This is a genomic window from Cryobacterium serini (assembly GCF_004404025.1).
Lineage (GTDB): Bacteria > Actinomycetota > Actinomycetes > Actinomycetales > Microbacteriaceae > Cryobacterium > Cryobacterium serini.
Genome location: NZ_SOHN01000007.1, coordinates 128463 through 144148, shown reverse-complemented (window position 1 = coordinate 144148; position 15686 = coordinate 128463). Strand labels below are relative to the sequence as shown.

Genomic DNA, 15686 nt, shown 5'->3' with positions numbered 1-15686 from the left:
GCCGCGGGTAGCGGCGCACCTAGCCTAACAAGGAGCCGCAAGCTCCAATTATTCCGGTTTAGCTTGATAATGACCTACGAGCGCAGGGCCAGGGCGAATGGCAGTACCGCCAAGACGCCGTGCTGTCGCAGCACGCGCGCAGCCACGGTCAGGGTCCACCGGCTGTCGGCGAGGTCGTCGATCAGCAGAATGGGCCGGCCGGTGAACGCAGCGAGCGCCTCACTCAGCTCGGCGCCAACAGTGAAGCGGTCCCACACGCTGGATAGCCGATAAGCGCTGTTGCCGCCCGGCTCCCCGGTGGGGCCTCCGTTCGCCCAGTCCAGGGCGCCGAGCAGCGGCAACCGACCGACGTCGGCCAATGACCGTGCCACCGAATCAATGAGAAGTGGATGCCGCCGCGACGGCATCGAGACGATGGCTGCCGGTCGCTCGGCCCACCCCCACTCGGCGAGCACGCGCACGCAGGCGGCCAGAATGGCCGGTGGGGCGGGGGCATCCGCTGCCCGGGGGTCGAACAGGTCACGCAGCGGACCACCCCAGCCGAGGTCGGTCAGGCGGGCCAGCGCGCGGCCGGGCTCGGACCGTTCGCCGAGCGCAATCTTGCCGGTGGCCGCGACGCCGAGGCTGCTCATGCCGGTCGGCCACTGCGCACGCACATCGATGGCGACGCCGACGCGATCGAGCGATTGCGTGGCCGTCGCCACGGCACCCTCGGCCACAGCACTCGAATACCAGGCGCCCCGGCAATTATCACAACGCCCGCAGGCCACCGCAGTCTCATCGTCGAGGGCGCGCTGCAGAAATTCCATGCGGCAGCCGGTGGTGCCTTCGAATTCGAGCATGGCCTGCTGCTCACCGAGCCGGGCGGCCGCTATGCGTTCGTAGCGCTCCCCGTCGTAGACCCAGGGCTGCCCGGTCGACTGCCAGCCGCCCTTGACCCGGTGCACCGCGCCGTCGACGTCGAGCACCTTGAGCAGCAGCTCAAGCGGAGTGCGCTTCAGGTCGACCCTGGCTTCGAGCGCCGGTGTGGACAGGGGAGCACCGGCGGCTTCGAGTGCGCCGACCACGGCGAGGGCCTTGGCCTGATTGGGCATCGAGGCGGTGGCGAAATAGTGCCAGATGGCCTCATCTTCGACGCCGGGCAGCAGCAATACGTCGGCCGAAGCGGTGGCACGGCCGGCGCGACCGACCTGTTGGTAGTAGGCAACGGGGGAGGACGGCGCGCCCAGATGCAACACGAAGCCGAGGTCTGGTTTGTCGAATCCCATTCCCAAAGCGCTCGTGGCGATAAGCGCTTTGACCTGGTTGCTCTTGAGTAACTCCTCGGATTGTTCGCGTTCGGCCGTGTCGGTCTGGCCGGTGTAGGCGCGCACCGCGTGACCCGCCTCGCGCAGCAGCCTGGCGGTGTCTTCGGCGGCCGCCACGGTAAGGGTGTAGATGATGCCGCTGCCCGGCAGTTCGGCGAGGTGGCTGAGCAGCCAGGCCAGCCGGGCGCGCGAATCGGGCAGGCGCAGCACACCCAGCCGCAGCGATGAGCGGGCGAGCGGGCCGCGAATGGTGACGACTTCAGCGGTTCCGGCGGTGGCGCCATGAAAGCCGGTGGCGACCATGCCAACCTGCTCCGCAACGTCCTGCACGACGCGGCTATTGGCGGTGGCCGTGGTGGCGAGCACGGGCACGCCGGTCGGCATTTGGGCGATCAGGTCGCGCAGGCGGCGGTAGTCCGGGCGAAAATCGTGACCCCAGTCGGAGATGCAGTGCGCCTCATCGACCACGAGCAGACCGACCCGAGCGATCAGGGCGGGCAGCTGCTCATCGCGAAAAGACGGATTGTTCAGTCGTTCGGGCGACACCAGCAAAACATCGACCTCGTCGGCGTCGAGCTTCTGAAGCACGTCGCTCCACTCGTGCGCGTTCGAGGAATTGATCGACACCGCCCGCACCCCGGCGCGGGCCGCAGCGGCGACCTGGTCACGCATCAGGGCGAGCAGCGGAGAGACCAGGATGGTCGGGCCCGCGCCCTGGCGTCGCAGCAGCAGGGTCGCCACAAAGTACACGGCCGATTTGCCCCACCCGGTGCGCTGCACCACGAGCGCGCGGCGACGGTGGTCGACCAGGGTTTCGATGGCCTCGAACTGTCCGTCATGCCAGGAGGCGTCGGCTCGCCCCACGAGGGTGCGCAGAATGGCCAGAGCGGATGCACGGGTGTCGGTCATCCTTCAAGGGTGCCAGATGCCACCGACATCCCTGTTTCATAGACCAGTGACACTGGTCGTGTACTTGGTACTTCCTGGGCGCATACCGGCGCGGGCTGGGCTGACAGTGCGTGTCGCGGGGCATTCGTCGCCTTCGAGCGGGATCGCTCACTAGGCTCGGTGGGTGAACGTGATTCAGGAGATCGAAACGCGGCTGCCGGAACAGGCCGTTGTCGGTTTTCGCCGACTCATCGGGCAGGCACGGGTGAAAGATTCGATCCTGCTGCAGGAGCGGGCCATGGCCCGCATGGTGGCCCCGGCGCAGTGGATTCTGACCCGGGTCGGGGCCGACGGCATCCGTTTGACCAAGGCAGGGCACCTGCCGCCGGCGGTCGTCCTTGAAGCATCGGCCGAGCTCGACTGGGGCTGGCCGATGAGCGTGAACCGCGAGGCGCACCTGCGTCCGTTGCAGGAACTGCGCGGCCACCTGCGCGACGTTGGGCTGCTGCGGGTCAGCAGGGGGATGCTCGTACTCACCGTCAAGGGCCGCGCCCTCGCACGATCTCCCCGCGAGCTCTGGTGGCACCTCGCCCGCACCATCCACCACAGCCGCACACCGGCCGTGAGTGACGCCACCCGTCTGCTGCTGTTGTTTGTCGCGACCCGCAGCCTGGCCCGCCGCGAAGACTACCTCACGACCCTGGCGCGCGCGCTCGGTTCGCTCGGCTGGGTGCAGTCCGACGGCCAGGAACCCACGACGCAGTCGGTCTGGCACCTCGTCGACACGAAGTGGCACCTGCTCGACCGGCTCGGCGTGTTCGAACAGACCGAGGCCTGGCACGGCGACCGCGGCACGGTCACCGTCGGCGGTGCCGCCTTCGCGCGCGCTGCCCTGCAGGCCGACGCACCCGCCGAGTAGCAGCACGCCCCGCGGCATCCGCTGGCCCCGCCCGGGTGGTTGGATGGGTGGATGGACGCAACACTCGACTACATCGCCGATTTTTCCGCCTTTCTGCAAGCGTCACCCTCGTCATACCACGCCGCTGGAGAAGTGGCCCGGCGGCTGGATGCGGCCGGCTTCACCCGCCGGGATGAGTCGAAGAACTGGACGATCGACGACGCCGCTGGCTACTACGTCGTGCGCGATGGCGCCGTCATCGCCTGGTCAGAGCCGGTCGGTGCCGGGCCGACGACACCGTTTCGCATTCTCGGCGCCCACACCGACTCCCCGGGCTTCAAGCTCAAGCCCAAACCCACGATCGGATCCCACGGCTGGCTGCAGGCCGGAGTCGAGGTCTACGGCGGGCCGCTACAAAACTCCTGGCTGGACCGCGAACTCGAACTCGCCGGCCGGCTGGTCACACGTGACGGCACCGAACGCCTCGTGCGCACCGGGCCGTTCCTGCGCATTCCGCAGCTCGCGGTGCACCTCGACCGCGAGGTGAACAACGGCCTGACGCTCGACCGTCAGCGCCACCTCACGCCCGTCTTCGGCGTCGGCGAGGCATCCGAAGCTGACCTGGTCGCCGGCCTGGCCGGCCTGGCCGGCCTTCGGGCAGCGGATGTCGCCGGCTACGACATTCTCACCGCCGATACCAACCCGCCGACCACCTTCGGTCTCGGCGACAAACTGTTCGCCGCCGGCCGCCTCGACAATCTCTCGTCGGTCTATGCCGGCCTGCACGCACTCATCGCGACCAGCCACCTGGCAACGGGGGGTTCGATCAGCGTGCTCGCGGCCTTCGACCACGAAGAGCTCGGTTCGCAGTCCCGCTCCGGCGCGAGCGGTCCGCTGCTCGACGACATTCTCAGCCGCATCGGTCACGGCCTCGGCGCGACCGGGTCGGATCAGTTGCAGGCCTATGCCAAGTCGTGGTGCCTCTCCGCTGATGCCGGCCATGCAGTGCACCCGAACTATCCCGAGCGCCACGATCCGGCCAACCAGCCCATTCTCGGCGGCGGCCCCCTGCTCAAGATCAACGCCAACCAGCGCTACGCGACGGATGCCCACGGTGCCGCCCTCTGGGCCCGCACCTGCGCCCAGGCCAGCGTCGACTATCAGGAATTCGTCTCCAACAACACGGTTCCTTGCGGTTCGACCATCGGGCCGTTGACCGCGACCCGACTGGGCATTCGCGTGGTCGACGTCGGTGTGCCGCTATTGTCGATGCACTCGGCCCGGGAGCTGTGCCACGTCAACGATCCGCAAGCGCTCGCCGCGGCGACCGCCGCCTTCTTCACACCCGAAGAGTAGTAACACCAGGCCGGGCTGATCGGCCGGATCCGTCGCGGCCGCCGACTCGCACGCTGGGCTGGTACGTCGACGCGAAAGAAACGGTCACTGTACGGCAGGTTAGCCGCGTTCACCGGTTGCAGCGATGCGCGCGAGCCGCGCCCGGGCGGCATCCTCTGAGGTCGACGACGGGCCCAGCAGTGAGCGTACGACACCGAGGACCAGTCGGGTACTCCAAATCGTTGGCAACAGGGATCGTTTCAGGCCGAGCATGTCGCGATACTCGCGGGGGATCGACGCCACGGCACCGGCAAACATGATCCGGTAGAACGGCAGCATTCCGCGGCTGAGCGGCGGGTAGCGGATGAAGCGCACCGCTTCGGCCACGCGGGCGTCGCTCTTGAGCGTTCCGGCGCTGCGAAAAGCCTCCAGCTGCGCGGCCAGTTCGGCCGCTGAGTGTGGCGCATCCCGCACGCCGACGAGTTCGCCGGCGATCGCCCATTCGTCGACGTAGCGGTCGGCACCGCCGGGAATAGCCCCGCCCCAGAGAAGGTGGGATTGTAGAAAAGCATCGGTGAAGACAACGTGCACCCACGACAGAAGCTCGGGGTCATCAGCGGCATAGGGCCGTTCCTCGCCCCGCGCATCAAGATAGGTGCCGATCACACGGTCGTGAAAGTGCGCGACCCGTCCCGATTCCCGCTCGGCGACGACGGTGTCGGCGAAGGTCACCGTGATGAGCCACTGGATCGTGCCGGAGAGGCGGCCGAGCGGGTCTTCGTGATACCGCGACCAGTCGTGCACGCCGGCCATGGCGCCCGGATGCAGGGTCTGCATGAGCAGAGCGCGAATGCCGGCGACCATGGTCGCCATGCCGCCGTGCACGGTCCAGGCCGCGCTCCCCGGGCCGAAGAATCCGGGGTTGTCTCCCGTGGCGATCTGGTCGACCCATTTCGGCCGCCCGTCGCTGGTGCCCGAGAGGGTCACCAAAAGGTGTGAGCGCCAGCTGTCCGTGAATCTGCCCATCTTCGGATCGTAGCCCCGCCTCGCTGGACGCCCGCCGTATGCGGCTGCCAGGCTCGCGGGTCATTGTCGCGCACGACGAGCGGAGGCGTCAGCTGATTAGGTCTTGGGGGCGCGCCGTTCGCAACGGTTGAAAGGATGATCACATCGCTTTCTGCGACACGAAAGGCAGGTGCTGTACGCCGGTTCGCACTGACGCCCCCGCGTTTATTTGCTTGCTCGGCGCGGCACGCGCTGACACGCGACGTAGGCTAGTCAGGTGAGCAATCGATACCCAGCACGATGAACGCGTCCACGAAGGCGACTGACCTTGCACCCGGCTCGAACAGGAAAGTTATCGCTCTGGCCGTCGCCGGGGCCCTGGGTGGTTTTCTGTTCGGGTTCGACTCCTCAGTCATCAACGGGGCCGTCAACGCGGTGCAGGAGGAATTCGGGCTGAACGCCACCCTCACCGGGTTCGCCGTGGCTTGCGCGCTGCTTGGCGCGGCGGCCGGTGCGTTCTTCGGGGGCCGCTTCGCCGACCGCTATGGACGCATCCCCATGATGGTGCTCGGCGGCGTGGTGTTCCTGGTCAGCTCGATCGGCTCAGGATTCGCGTTTGGCGTCATCGACCTCATCATCTGGCGCATCATCGGCGGGCTCGGTATCGGTCTCGCGTCTGTCGTTGCACCGGCTTATATCGCAGAAATTTCACCCCGGCACATGCGCGGACGACTCGGCTCCCTCCAACAGCTTGCCATCACGCTCGGTATCTTCTCCGCGCTGCTCTCCGACGCCGTGTTCGCCGAGAGTGCGGGCGGAGCCGCTGGTGAGTTCTGGTTCGGGTTGGAGGCCTGGCGCTGGATGTTCCTCGTCGGTGCCGTGCCGGCCGTCGTCTATGGCGGGATCGCGTTCATCCTGCCGGAATCACCGCGTTTCCTTATTCTGAAAGACAAAGAAGCGGATGCCCGCGCCGTGTTCACCCGCCTCTGGCCGAGCGGGGATGTCGACCGGGAGATTCGCGACATGCGTCGTTCGATCGAGGTCGATGCGCGGTCGCAGAGGTCGGGGTCTCTGCGCGGCAGTACCTTTGGTCTCAAACCCATTGTCTGGGTCGGCATCATTTTGTCGGTGTTCCAGCAGTTCGTCGGTATCAACGTGATCTTCTACTACTCGACCACCCTGTGGAGCGCGGTGGGTTTCGAGGAATCGAACTCGCTGACCATCTCGGTGATCACCTCGGTGACCAACATTCTGGTCACCCTGGTCGCGATCGCCCTGGTCGACCGGATCGGCCGGCGACCGATCCTGTTGGCCGGCTCCATCGGCATGACGGTGTCGCTGGCAACGATGGCGGCGGCGTTCAGCCAGTCGGTAACGGTCGACGGCGCGCTCAGCCTGCCGGGTGCCTGGGCCCCGATTGCGCTCGTTGCGGCAAACCTGTTCGTGATCTCCTTCGGCGCGTCCTGGGGACCGGTGGTGTGGGTGCTTCTCGGGGAGATGTTCCCCAACTCGATTCGCGCCAAGGCCCTCGGGCTGGCCGCGGCCGCCCAATGGATCGCAAACTTCCTGATCACGGTCAGCTTTCCGCCGATGGCGGATGCTTCCCTGCCCATCACCTACGCCCTGTACGCCCTGTTCGCCGGACTATCCTTCTGGTTCGTGCTGCGCAAGGTGCCCGAAACCAACGGGATGTCGCTGGAAGAAGCAGACACCCTGCTACCCCCGAAGAACTCGGCGCGGAAGGCCGCATCCGCCAGCTAGGCATTTAAGCACTCACATCTAAACAGTGCGCAGCGATACCGACAAGCCCCCGAACGGGCTGTCGCGATGCGAGCGGTTTGTGGATAACTTCACAAGACAAGATTGTGGAGTGTGACCATGCCCGAACGTGGATACGCCGTTATAAGTTTGAAAACTACCGGACTGTTCCCGTATCAGCGGGATCGGGTCGTCGAGGTCGCTGTGGTGCACCTCGACGAGGGTGGTCGCATTGCTGCGAGCTGGCAAACCGTTGTGAACCCGGGGAGCAACGCCGGGGACGTGGCGAACCACGGCGTCAGCACGGCCGAACTCCTGCGCGCGCCGACCTTCGAACAGATTGCGCCGCGCCTGGTCGACCTGTTGCGTGGCCGGGTATTGGTGACGCACAACGCCCAGTTCGTCACCGGATTCCTCATGCGCGAGTTCGAACTGATTGGTTATGCTCCCGGCCGTGGACTCGAGGCCGTCTGCACGATGCACCTCGCCCGCACCTATCTGCCCGGGGCTGGTCGGCTGCTGGTCGATTGTTGTGCCGCCTACGACATCGAAATCGAGCGCGGACCGGGCGCCCTGATGGAGGCCGTGGCCTGCGCGAGCCTTCTCGCCGCCTACGTGCACGGTTCGCCCAGCGTCGCACCGTGGGTCAGCGCCCTCGACCGCGCCGAGCGATCCACCTGGCCGAGAATCACCGCTGCCACCGACGCAGAGTGGGTGCAGCGCGACCCGTCAATGCCCGACAACACTGCGGCGACGCCGAGTTTCCTGGCCAGGGCGGCCGTGAAACTCCCCGACTACACCGGCCCCGAAGAGCACCTCGACTACCTCGCCCTGCTTGATTTGTGCCTGCTCGATCATGTTCTCTCGGCTCAGAAAACACGTGAACTTCGAGTCTTGGCCGAATTTTGCGGCATCAGCGGTACGGACTGTACGGCGCTGCATCGCCGGTACTTTGAAGACCTCGTGCAGGTTGCCTGGTCGAACGGGGCTCTCAGCATCGCGGATTCCGCCGATCTGATCGCGGTCGCCCGCATGCTCGATATCGCTCCGGAGATCGTTGCTGCAGCACTGGCGGCACCGGCCTCGGTGGTACAGCTGCCGATCATTTCGATCGATACCGTGCTGCTGGAGCAGGGCGACATAGTTGTGCTGACCGGTGACATGGCCAGGGCCCGCTCCGACTGGGGGCGGGAGCTGGTCGCTCGGGGGCTGGCTCTGGGCACGGCGGTCACCCTGCGTACTCGCCTGCTCGTCGCCGCCGACCCCGCTTCGGTCACCGGCAAAACCGGTAAGGCCCGCGACTACGGCATTCCGATCGTGTCCGAATTCGGCCTGCGCTCTCTCATCGGAGTACGCTGACCGCGTCTATTTGTGGTGTGAGCCCTCGCCGGCCGACGATTTCTCTTCGACGTGGCCGAACCATCAGGCGGCGGGGCGATGACCAGGCTGCCCTCTCGCGAACGGATGCCTGTGCCGCGGCCGGCCGCTAAACTGACTCCACCAGACAGGCGTCGAACTCGACGGCTCGTTTGGCCACGGGGGCAACTGAATGAAGAAGAGCTACAAGGCGGCCGCGATTCTGCTGATCGTGCAGGGCGGACTGATGGAATTCGGCGTCTTCATCGGAGTCATTCCCCTGCTCCTGCTCGGGGTAGAACAGGGCATCATCTCGGAGCATTTTTCGTTCATCGTGCCGTACTTGCAGGAGAACCTCTATCTCATGATGGTGATGAGCGGAGTGTTCGGTGCCCTGCGACTGATCGGGGCGATCGGAATTCTCCGCGATCGCCTGTGGGGCGTGGCCCTGTCGGTCATCAACTGCGTCGTCACGATGGCGCTGATGATTTTTCTTCTTCCAGCAGGAATTCTCGATGGGATCTTTTCTGGAACAGCACTGATCCTGATTCTGACCGCCTATTTCGGAACCCGGACAATCTCCGGCGATGGTCGGCCGTCAGTTGTCATTCACGCGCCGGCGAGGGTTGAACAACACCGGTAACCGCACAGCTGGCCGACACTCTGGGGATAGAACTCGTCAAAGAGGCCGAGCCGTCGCTCCGGGAACTTTGCACGCGGGCGTTGGTGTCGGCGAGGCGCTGGCACTGGACGGTCAGTTCGCGGCGGCGTTCAGCGAGAGCAATCTCGAAGGCGTGCAGTTGTGCGGGGTCAAAGGGAGAAACGGTCCTGTTCCATGTTTCCACGGCTCAGATCTGGCCGCGCAGGTAGTCCTCGATCGTCACTCCGCGGGCTACAGCGCGCTGCACCAGGCGCCGGTGTTCCTCGGCGCTGAGCGAGAGCGTCACCCGGTGCAGCTCGCTCGTGCTGCGCGCGGCGTCGGGGCCGTGCGGGGCGGTGAGCTCGCGACGGTCCTCGCCGAAAGCGTCACCGAGGTCGTCGAACGAGAAAAGCTCGTCGTGTGGGTAGGCGGCGGCCCGCTCGGTGATTCGGTCCGCGGGAAGCGTGGGCGAGCCAGAGGTGCTCTGCCCGACGGATGCCGCAACTCGCGCCCGCACCGTTGGTTCGGCTACCGAAGCAGCCCCGCGAAAACCCGGCCCGGCCGGTGCCAGCCGGCCACGCTGGAAGGCCTCGGCCGCGCCGCGCGCACGCTCATCGGCGGCTTCGTTGAGTGGATGCCCGACGTGCCCCTTGACCCACTCGAACTTGTATCGGCGCCCAATGATGGCCTCGTCGATCTCTTTCAGCAGGTCAAGGTTCATAACCGGTTTGCCGTCACCCTTGCGCCAGCCCTTGGCCTTCCAGCCCTTCATCCACTTGGTCACCGAGTTGATCACGTACTGGCTGTCGCACAGCACCAGCAGGTCGTCATCGATGTGCGCGGTCGCGCGAAAAAGCTCGAGCACGGCTTTCAGCTCGCCCTGATTGTTCGTCGCGTGCTTCCAGCCGCCGGCCGCCCAGCAGGAGTCGTCGACGTACCACGCCCAGCCGGCTGGTCCGGGGTTTCCAAGGGCAGAACCGTCGGCGGCGGCGATGATCGTCATGTGCGGGCCTTTCAAACAGCGGATGCGCGGGCGCAGGTTGTCTAAGTCTGCCACCCTCGGCATCCGCTGCCCGTATCACCGGGTCCCAGCGCGGAATGTGTCCGTCAGGTAACAGCGCCCCAACAACCCCAAAACTCGGTGTGATCATCTGGTGATCGGAAGGTAACGGGTGTCACGGCTGCCGGAAACATGCGCTGACTAGCTTCGAAACAGGGAAGCCGCCTGGGCTGCCCGAACACCCTTTCACCGCCGCTTCACTTCCATTTTCCGAGGGAGATTTCGATGACATCCAGCACCGTTGAATCAGCATCAGGCACCACCGCACCCAGTACCGGTGCGGCGGTGTTGGTGCATCGTCCGGGTCGATGGATCGACAATTGGAACCCCGAGAATAAGAAACAGTGGGAGCAGGGCGGCAAAGTCATCGCCTCCCGCAACCTGAAATGGTCGATCTTCGCCGAGTTCCTCGGCTTCGTCATCTGGCAGCTGTGGAGCATCGTTGTCGTGTCGCTGCCGGCGGCAGGCTTCTCCTTCTCCACCACCGAGGTGTTCTGGCTCATTTCCATGCCGAGCCTCGTCGGCGCCACCCTGCGTTTTCCCTACACCTTCATGGTGCCCAAATTCGGTGGCCGCAACTGGACCATCATCTCGGCCGGACTGTTGCTGATCCCGTCGATCGCACTCGGCTTCTGCGTCGGCAACCCCGACACCCCGTTCGGCGTCATGCTGTTCGTCGCCGCCCTCGCCGGCTTCGGCGGCGGTAACTTCGCCAGCTCCATGTCGAACATCACTTTCTTCTACCCACAGAGCCAGATGGGCTACGCGCTCGGCCTCAACGCTGCCGGCGGCAACCTCGGCGCCTCCATAGCCCAGCTCATCGTACCGATCGTGATCACCCTCGGCGCCGTGGGAACCTTGAACATTAGCTTCGCCGGTTGGTTCTGGATCCCTTTCATCCTGGTTGCCATGTGGGGTGCCTGGATGTACGTGGACAACCTCACCAACACCAAGGCCGACTTCGCAGGATCGATCGCCGCGGTGAAAGAACCGCACTTCTGGATTCTCGCCGTGCTCTACATCGGTACCTTCGGCTCTTTCATCGGCTTCGCGAGCGTGTTCCCGAAGCTCATCGCCGACCAGTTCCCGGTGTACTCCACTTTCCAGGTGGCGTCGGCCTCGCTCTCCCTCGCCTTCATCGGCGCGCTCGTCGGGTCGCTGACCCGCCCGGCCGGCGGACGCCTAGCCGACCGCTTTGGCGGGGCATCCGTCACCGTCGCCGCCTTCGGCGTCATGGCGGTCGGAGCCCTCGCGGTCGTCGCGGTGCTTCCACTTGGCAACTTCTGGGCATTTCTCGGCAGCTTCCTGCTGATCTTCGTCGCCACTGGAATCGGCAACGGCTCGACGTACCGCATGATTCCCAGCGTATTCTCGGCGCGGAGCGGCGTGAAAGACGCCCACCAGAACTCGGGCGACGTGGGCACGCAGCGCAAAACTGCCGCTGCCCTCGGACTCATCTCGGCCGTCGGAGCCTACGGCGGATTCATCATCCCGCAGGTGCTCGGCTTCTCCAAGACCACCACCGGCGACTACTCGAGCGCGATCTACGCCTTCGCCATCGCTTACGTCGTCATGATGTGCGTCACCGCCTTCGTCTACCTGCGCCGTGGTTCGTCCGTGGCCGGCCAGAAGATCTAGGCGCCCGTTGACTGCCACCGCCACGCACTGCCCGTACTGCGCCCTGCAGTGCGCCATGGACCTCAGTCCCGTTGAAACGACGTCGTTTGAAGCGGATGCCGCCGCATCGGCCTCGCCGGCCGCCTCACTGACAGTTGCAGGCCGGGCGTTCCCGACCAACCGTGGGGGCTTGTGCAAGAAGGGTTGGACCTCCGCCGAACTGCTCGTGTCGCCGGATCGCATTCTGAAACCCCTGTTACGGCAGGCCGACGGCACCTTCGAGCCGGTATCCTGGAGCGACGCGCTCGACCTCGTCGCCGCGAAACTGCGCGAGACCCGGGCTGAGCACGGGGCTGACGCGGTCGGCGTGTTCGGCGGCGGCGGCCTGACCAACGAGAAGGCCTACCAGCTCGGCAAGTTCACCCGGGTGGCGCTTGGTTCCAGCCGGATCGACTACAACGGCCGGTTCTGCATGTCGAGCGCCGCCGCCGCCGGCAATCGGGCTTTCGGCCTCGACCGGGGACTGCCGTTTCAGGTTGACGAGCTCGACGCGGCCGATACCATCCTCATTCTTGGCTCCAACGTGGCGCAGACCATGCCGCCGTTTATCAGCCACCTCGAGGGCGCCCGCGCCGCCGGCGGCCTCGTGGTCGTCGACCCCCGCCGCACCGCGACCGCCCGGCTCACCGACGACGGTGCTGGCATGCACGTGCAGCCGACCCCGGGCAGTGACCTCGTGTTGCTACTCGGCCTGACCCACATCGTCATCGCCGAGAAACTCGCCGATCTCGACTACGTCGCCAATCGCACCACCGGATTCGACGCCCTGCGCCGCAGCGTGAGCCAGTGGTGGCCCACCCGGGTACAGGAACAGACCGGCGTTCCGGTTTGGCAGCTGCGGGAACTGGCCCGACGTCTCGCCGCTGCCGCCGCACGGGGAGCAGCGACCGGCAGCGGCACCTACATTCTCACCGGGCGCGGCGTCGAGCAGCACGCCGACGGCACCGATACGGCTAGCGCCGCCATCAATCTCAGCCTCGTGCTCGGCCTCGTCGGCACCACGCACTCCGGCTACGGCACCCTGACCGGCCAGGGCAACGGGCAGGGCGGTCGTGAACACGGCCAGAAATGCGACCAGCTGCCCGGCTACCGCAAGATCACCGATCCCGCCGCCCGCGCCCACGTCGCCGGGGTCTGGGGCGTCGACCCCGACAGCCTTCCGAGCGTCGGCCTGCCCGCGGTCGAGCTCCTCCGCGCGCTCGGCGAGCCGGGCGGCATTCGCTGCCTCCTCGTGCACGGCTCCAACGTGGTCGTCTCCGCGCCGAACGCCGACCGAGTGCGAGCTTCCTTGAAAACCCTCGATTTTCTGGTAGTGGCTGATTTTTTCTTCTCCGAAACGGCGGTGCTCGCCGATGTCGTGCTGCCGGTGACGCAGTGGGCCGAGGAGGAAGGCACGATGACTTCGCTCGAGGGGCGCGTCATCCGTCGTCGGCTGGCCGTGGAGGCGCCGGAGGGTGTGCGCAGCGAATTGTGGATCTGGCAGGAGCTCGCCCGGCGCCTCGACTCGGCGGGAAGCTTCAGCGCCGAGGCGAGCGAGGTGTTCGACGAACTCTGCCGGGCGTCGAAGGGCGGGCTCGCCGACTACTCCGGCCTCAGCTATGCCCTGCTGGATACCGAGGAACCGGCGTTTTGGCCCTACCCAATCGGGTCGACCGGAACGCCGCGACTGTTTCTTGACCGCTTTGCCCACCCCGACGGCCTGGCTCGCCTCGTAGTCGTCGAGGCACGACGGCTCGGCGCACCGGCCCAGCTCGGTGGCACCTTGACCCTCATCACCGGCCGCCTGCTCGAGCATTACCAGAGTGGCACCCAGACCCGGCGGGTGCGGGAGCTATCCGACGCCCAACCGGAGGCCCGACTGCAGCTCCACCCGGCCACAGCCGAGCAACTCGGAATCAGCGACGAGAGCTGGATAGAGGTCAGCAACTACCGCGGCACGGTGCGCTGCCGGGCCAAGGTGAGCACCGATATCCGCTTGGACACGATCTTTCTGCCGTTCCACTTTGCTGGTGACCAGAGTGCCAATCTGCTGACCGACGATGAGACAGATCCAGTGAGCGGCATGCCCGAATTCAAGAAGACGACCGTTCGAGTGCGTGCACTCGTGAAAGATGGCACCCATGTCTAAACCTCCCGAGCGCATCGTGCTCGTCGGCTACGGCCCGGTCGGGGCCCGCTTCGTCGAAGAACTCCTGCCCCTTGTGCGCCGGGGCGCAGCCACGTTGACCGTGATCGGGGCCGAAAACACCGATGCCTACAACCGCGTGCTGATCGCCGAGCACGCTGTCGGCCATATCGACCGTGACAGCCTCGAGATCACCGACACGCCAGCCGCCCGCGAGGCCGGAGTTCTCCTGCACCTCGGGGTGAGCGTCACGGCGATTTTGCGCAGCCGCTCTGCTGTAGCGCTCAGCGACGGCACCCTGCTGTCCTACGACCGGCTCGTGCTCGCCACCGGCGCCCGCGCCAACATTCCCACGCTCGACGGCATCGTCCGGGTGCGTCGTGACCGGCAGAAACCGGCAACGGATGCCGCTGCTCTCGATACCAGCGGCGCCGCACTTCCACGCGGGGTCACCGTGCTCCGTGACCTCGATGACGCCCAGCGGGTACTCGCGGCCGTGACCGCAGGCAAGCGCATCGTCGTGCTCGGCGCCGGCGTGCTCGGTATGGAGATCGCGCTCGCCGCGGCTACGGCCGGGGCGCAGACCCGCGTCGTTTACCACGGGGAAATTCCAATGGCCCGCAACCTCGACCGCGGCGGCGGCAGCGTACTGGCCCAGAGCGCCCGACGGGCGGGCGTAACCATGGTCAACCATTCCCGCGCCGAGAGCCTGCTCTTTCATCAGGATGACGACGGCGTAGACCGGTTCGACGCCGTGATCTGCGCCGACGGCAAGCAAATTCACGGAGACCTGTTGCTGCTCTCCTGCGGAGTCGGGGCTCGAACCGAGCTGGCACAGCTGGCCGGGCTGCCGGTTTCGACCGGAATCCTGGTTGATTCGAACTTGCAGAGCTGGGGCGATCCGCGTGTCTACGCGATCGGCGACTGCGCCCACGTGGCATCCGCCCGCCAGGCCGGCGAGTCGACGACGCTGCCAACCGGCGGCCCGAGCGGTCTGATCGGGCCCGGCTGGCGTCAGGCCGACTGGCTCGCTGAGCGGTTCAGCAACGAGGTGCTGGGCACGGGGGAGGTCCAGGCCTTGGTCGGTGCGGCGTCGGCCGTGGTGATGCTGAAAGCCGAGGACATCGACGTTGTGTCGGTCGGTAACACCGCAGCCGACCCGTGGGATCTTGGGGCCGACGGTCATGCCGCCGCGTGTAACGCAGCTCCGTTGTACGTGTCGCAGTGGGCTGACCCCGAACACGGCCGCTATGTGAAAATGGTCACCCGCGAGGGGTTTCTTACGGGCTTCGTCTGTGTCGGTATGCCGCGCACCGCCGCCGAGCTGACGCTACTGTTCGAGCGCGGCAGCGAATTACCGGCGGACCGGTCGGTGCTGCTGCGCTACGACGGGCCGGACTATGAGCCTTCGGTTGACGGCGCCTTCGACCCGGGCGCAACCGTGTGCTGGTGCAACGGCGTCACTGGGGGTGCCATTGCCGATGCGGTCGAAGCCGGCGACACGAGTGTCGCCTCTATCGGTGCGGCCACCCGAGCTGGCACCGGATGCGGCGGGTGCAAAATGCGCATCGGCGAGGTTCTCGAACGCCTCGCAACCGTCGGGTCGACGCCCTGACAGCGTGAATTCTGTCACCTTG

General features: G+C 66.3%; 11 protein-coding genes. 8 read left to right on the top strand and 3 right to left on the bottom strand.

Features of this window, described 5'->3' with window-relative positions; all coding sequences use genetic code 11:
- Positions 1-74: 74 nt before the first annotated feature.
- Positions 75-2216 (bottom strand): RecQ family ATP-dependent DNA helicase, encoded by a 2142-nt coding sequence (locus E3T51_RS03010; protein ID WP_134527333.1) that lies wholly within the window; start codon positions 2214-2216, stop codon positions 75-77.
- A 163-nt stretch (positions 2217-2379) separates the two neighbouring features.
- Between E3T51_RS03010 and E3T51_RS03005 the strand changes: the two genes are divergently transcribed.
- Positions 2380-3114 (top strand): hypothetical protein, encoded by a 735-nt coding sequence (locus E3T51_RS03005; RefSeq protein ID WP_134527330.1) that lies wholly within the window; start codon positions 2380-2382, stop codon positions 3112-3114.
- A 51-nt stretch (positions 3115-3165) separates the two neighbouring features.
- A complete protein-coding gene (locus E3T51_RS03000) occupies positions 3166-4449 on the top strand; it encodes a M18 family aminopeptidase (protein WP_134527327.1) in 1284 nt (427 codons plus the stop codon).
- A gap of 99 nt (positions 4450-4548) precedes the next feature.
- On the opposite strand, the gene E3T51_RS02995 is transcribed toward E3T51_RS03000, so the two are convergent.
- Entirely contained in the window at positions 4549-5454 is a 906-nt protein-coding gene (locus tag E3T51_RS02995) for an oxygenase MpaB family protein (protein WP_134527323.1), read from the bottom strand.
- Positions 5455-5733: 279 nt separating this feature from the next.
- On the opposite strand from E3T51_RS02995, the gene E3T51_RS02990 reads away from it, so the two are divergent.
- The 3 genes from E3T51_RS02990 (at position 5734) to E3T51_RS02980 (ending at position 9190) form a co-directional block, all read left to right on the top strand.
- Positions 5734-7194 (top strand): sugar porter family MFS transporter, encoded by a 1461-nt coding sequence (locus tag E3T51_RS02990; RefSeq protein WP_134527320.1) that lies wholly within the window; start codon positions 5734-5736, stop codon positions 7192-7194.
- A gap of 117 nt (positions 7195-7311) precedes the next feature.
- On the top strand, positions 7312-8550 hold the full coding sequence (locus E3T51_RS02985; RefSeq protein ID WP_134527317.1) for an exonuclease domain-containing protein: 1239 nt from the start codon (positions 7312-7314) through the stop codon (positions 8548-8550).
- A 190-nt stretch (positions 8551-8740) separates the two neighbouring features.
- Positions 8741-9190 (top strand): hypothetical protein, encoded by a 450-nt coding sequence (locus E3T51_RS02980; protein ID WP_134527314.1) that lies wholly within the window; start codon positions 8741-8743, stop codon positions 9188-9190.
- A 205-nt stretch (positions 9191-9395) separates the two neighbouring features.
- On the opposite strand, the gene E3T51_RS02975 is transcribed toward E3T51_RS02980, so the two are convergent.
- Positions 9396-10190 carry an RNase H family protein gene (locus tag E3T51_RS02975; RefSeq protein ID WP_134527311.1) on the bottom strand — a complete coding sequence of 265 codons (795 nt, stop codon included), beginning with the start codon at positions 10188-10190 and terminating at the stop codon, positions 9396-9398.
- A gap of 282 nt (positions 10191-10472) precedes the next feature.
- Here E3T51_RS02975 and E3T51_RS02970 point away from each other — a divergent pair, with 282 nt between their 5' ends.
- Genes E3T51_RS02970 through E3T51_RS02960 form a run of 3 tightly spaced genes read left to right on the top strand, consistent with a single transcriptional unit; the run spans position 10473 to position 15664 of the window.
- Positions 10473-11885 (top strand): MFS transporter, encoded by a 1413-nt coding sequence (locus tag E3T51_RS02970; RefSeq protein ID WP_134527308.1) that lies wholly within the window; start codon positions 10473-10475, stop codon positions 11883-11885.
- A 7-nt stretch (positions 11886-11892) separates the two neighbouring features.
- Complete coding sequence (locus E3T51_RS02965) at positions 11893-14052, top strand: molybdopterin oxidoreductase family protein (protein WP_134527305.1); 2160 nt, start codon at positions 11893-11895, stop codon at positions 14050-14052.
- Positions 14045-15664 (top strand): FAD-dependent oxidoreductase, encoded by a 1620-nt coding sequence (locus tag E3T51_RS02960; protein ID WP_134527302.1) that lies wholly within the window; start codon positions 14045-14047, stop codon positions 15662-15664. Before E3T51_RS02965 ends, E3T51_RS02960 begins: the two co-directional genes overlap by 8 nt.
- The last annotated feature ends 22 nt before the right edge of the window (positions 15665-15686 follow it).

Bases quoted from the DNA above. Each gene is read 5' to 3' on its own strand.
- E3T51_RS02975 (WP_134527311.1), bottom strand. From the start codon at position 10,190: ATGACGATCATCGCCGCCGCCGACGGTTCTGCCCTTGGAAACCCCGGA.
- E3T51_RS03000 (WP_134527327.1), top strand. From the start codon at position 3,166: ATGGACGCAACACTCGACTACATCGCCGATTTTTCCGCCTTTCTGCAA.
- E3T51_RS02980 (WP_134527314.1), top strand. From the start codon at position 8,741: ATGAAGAAGAGCTACAAGGCGGCCGCGATTCTGCTGATCGTGCAGGGC.
- E3T51_RS03010 (WP_134527333.1), bottom strand. From the start codon at position 2,216: ATGACCGACACCCGTGCATCCGCTCTGGCCATTCTGCGCACCCTCGTG.
- E3T51_RS02990 (WP_134527320.1), top strand. From the start codon at position 5,734: ATGAACGCGTCCACGAAGGCGACTGACCTTGCACCCGGCTCGAACAGG.
- E3T51_RS02960 (WP_134527302.1), top strand. From the start codon at position 14,045: ATGTCTAAACCTCCCGAGCGCATCGTGCTCGTCGGCTACGGCCCGGTC.
- E3T51_RS02970 (WP_134527308.1), top strand. From the start codon at position 10,473: ATGACATCCAGCACCGTTGAATCAGCATCAGGCACCACCGCACCCAGT.
- E3T51_RS02985 (WP_134527317.1), top strand. From the start codon at position 7,312: ATGCCCGAACGTGGATACGCCGTTATAAGTTTGAAAACTACCGGACTG.
- E3T51_RS02995 (WP_134527323.1), bottom strand. From the start codon at position 5,454: ATGGGCAGATTCACGGACAGCTGGCGCTCACACCTTTTGGTGACCCTC.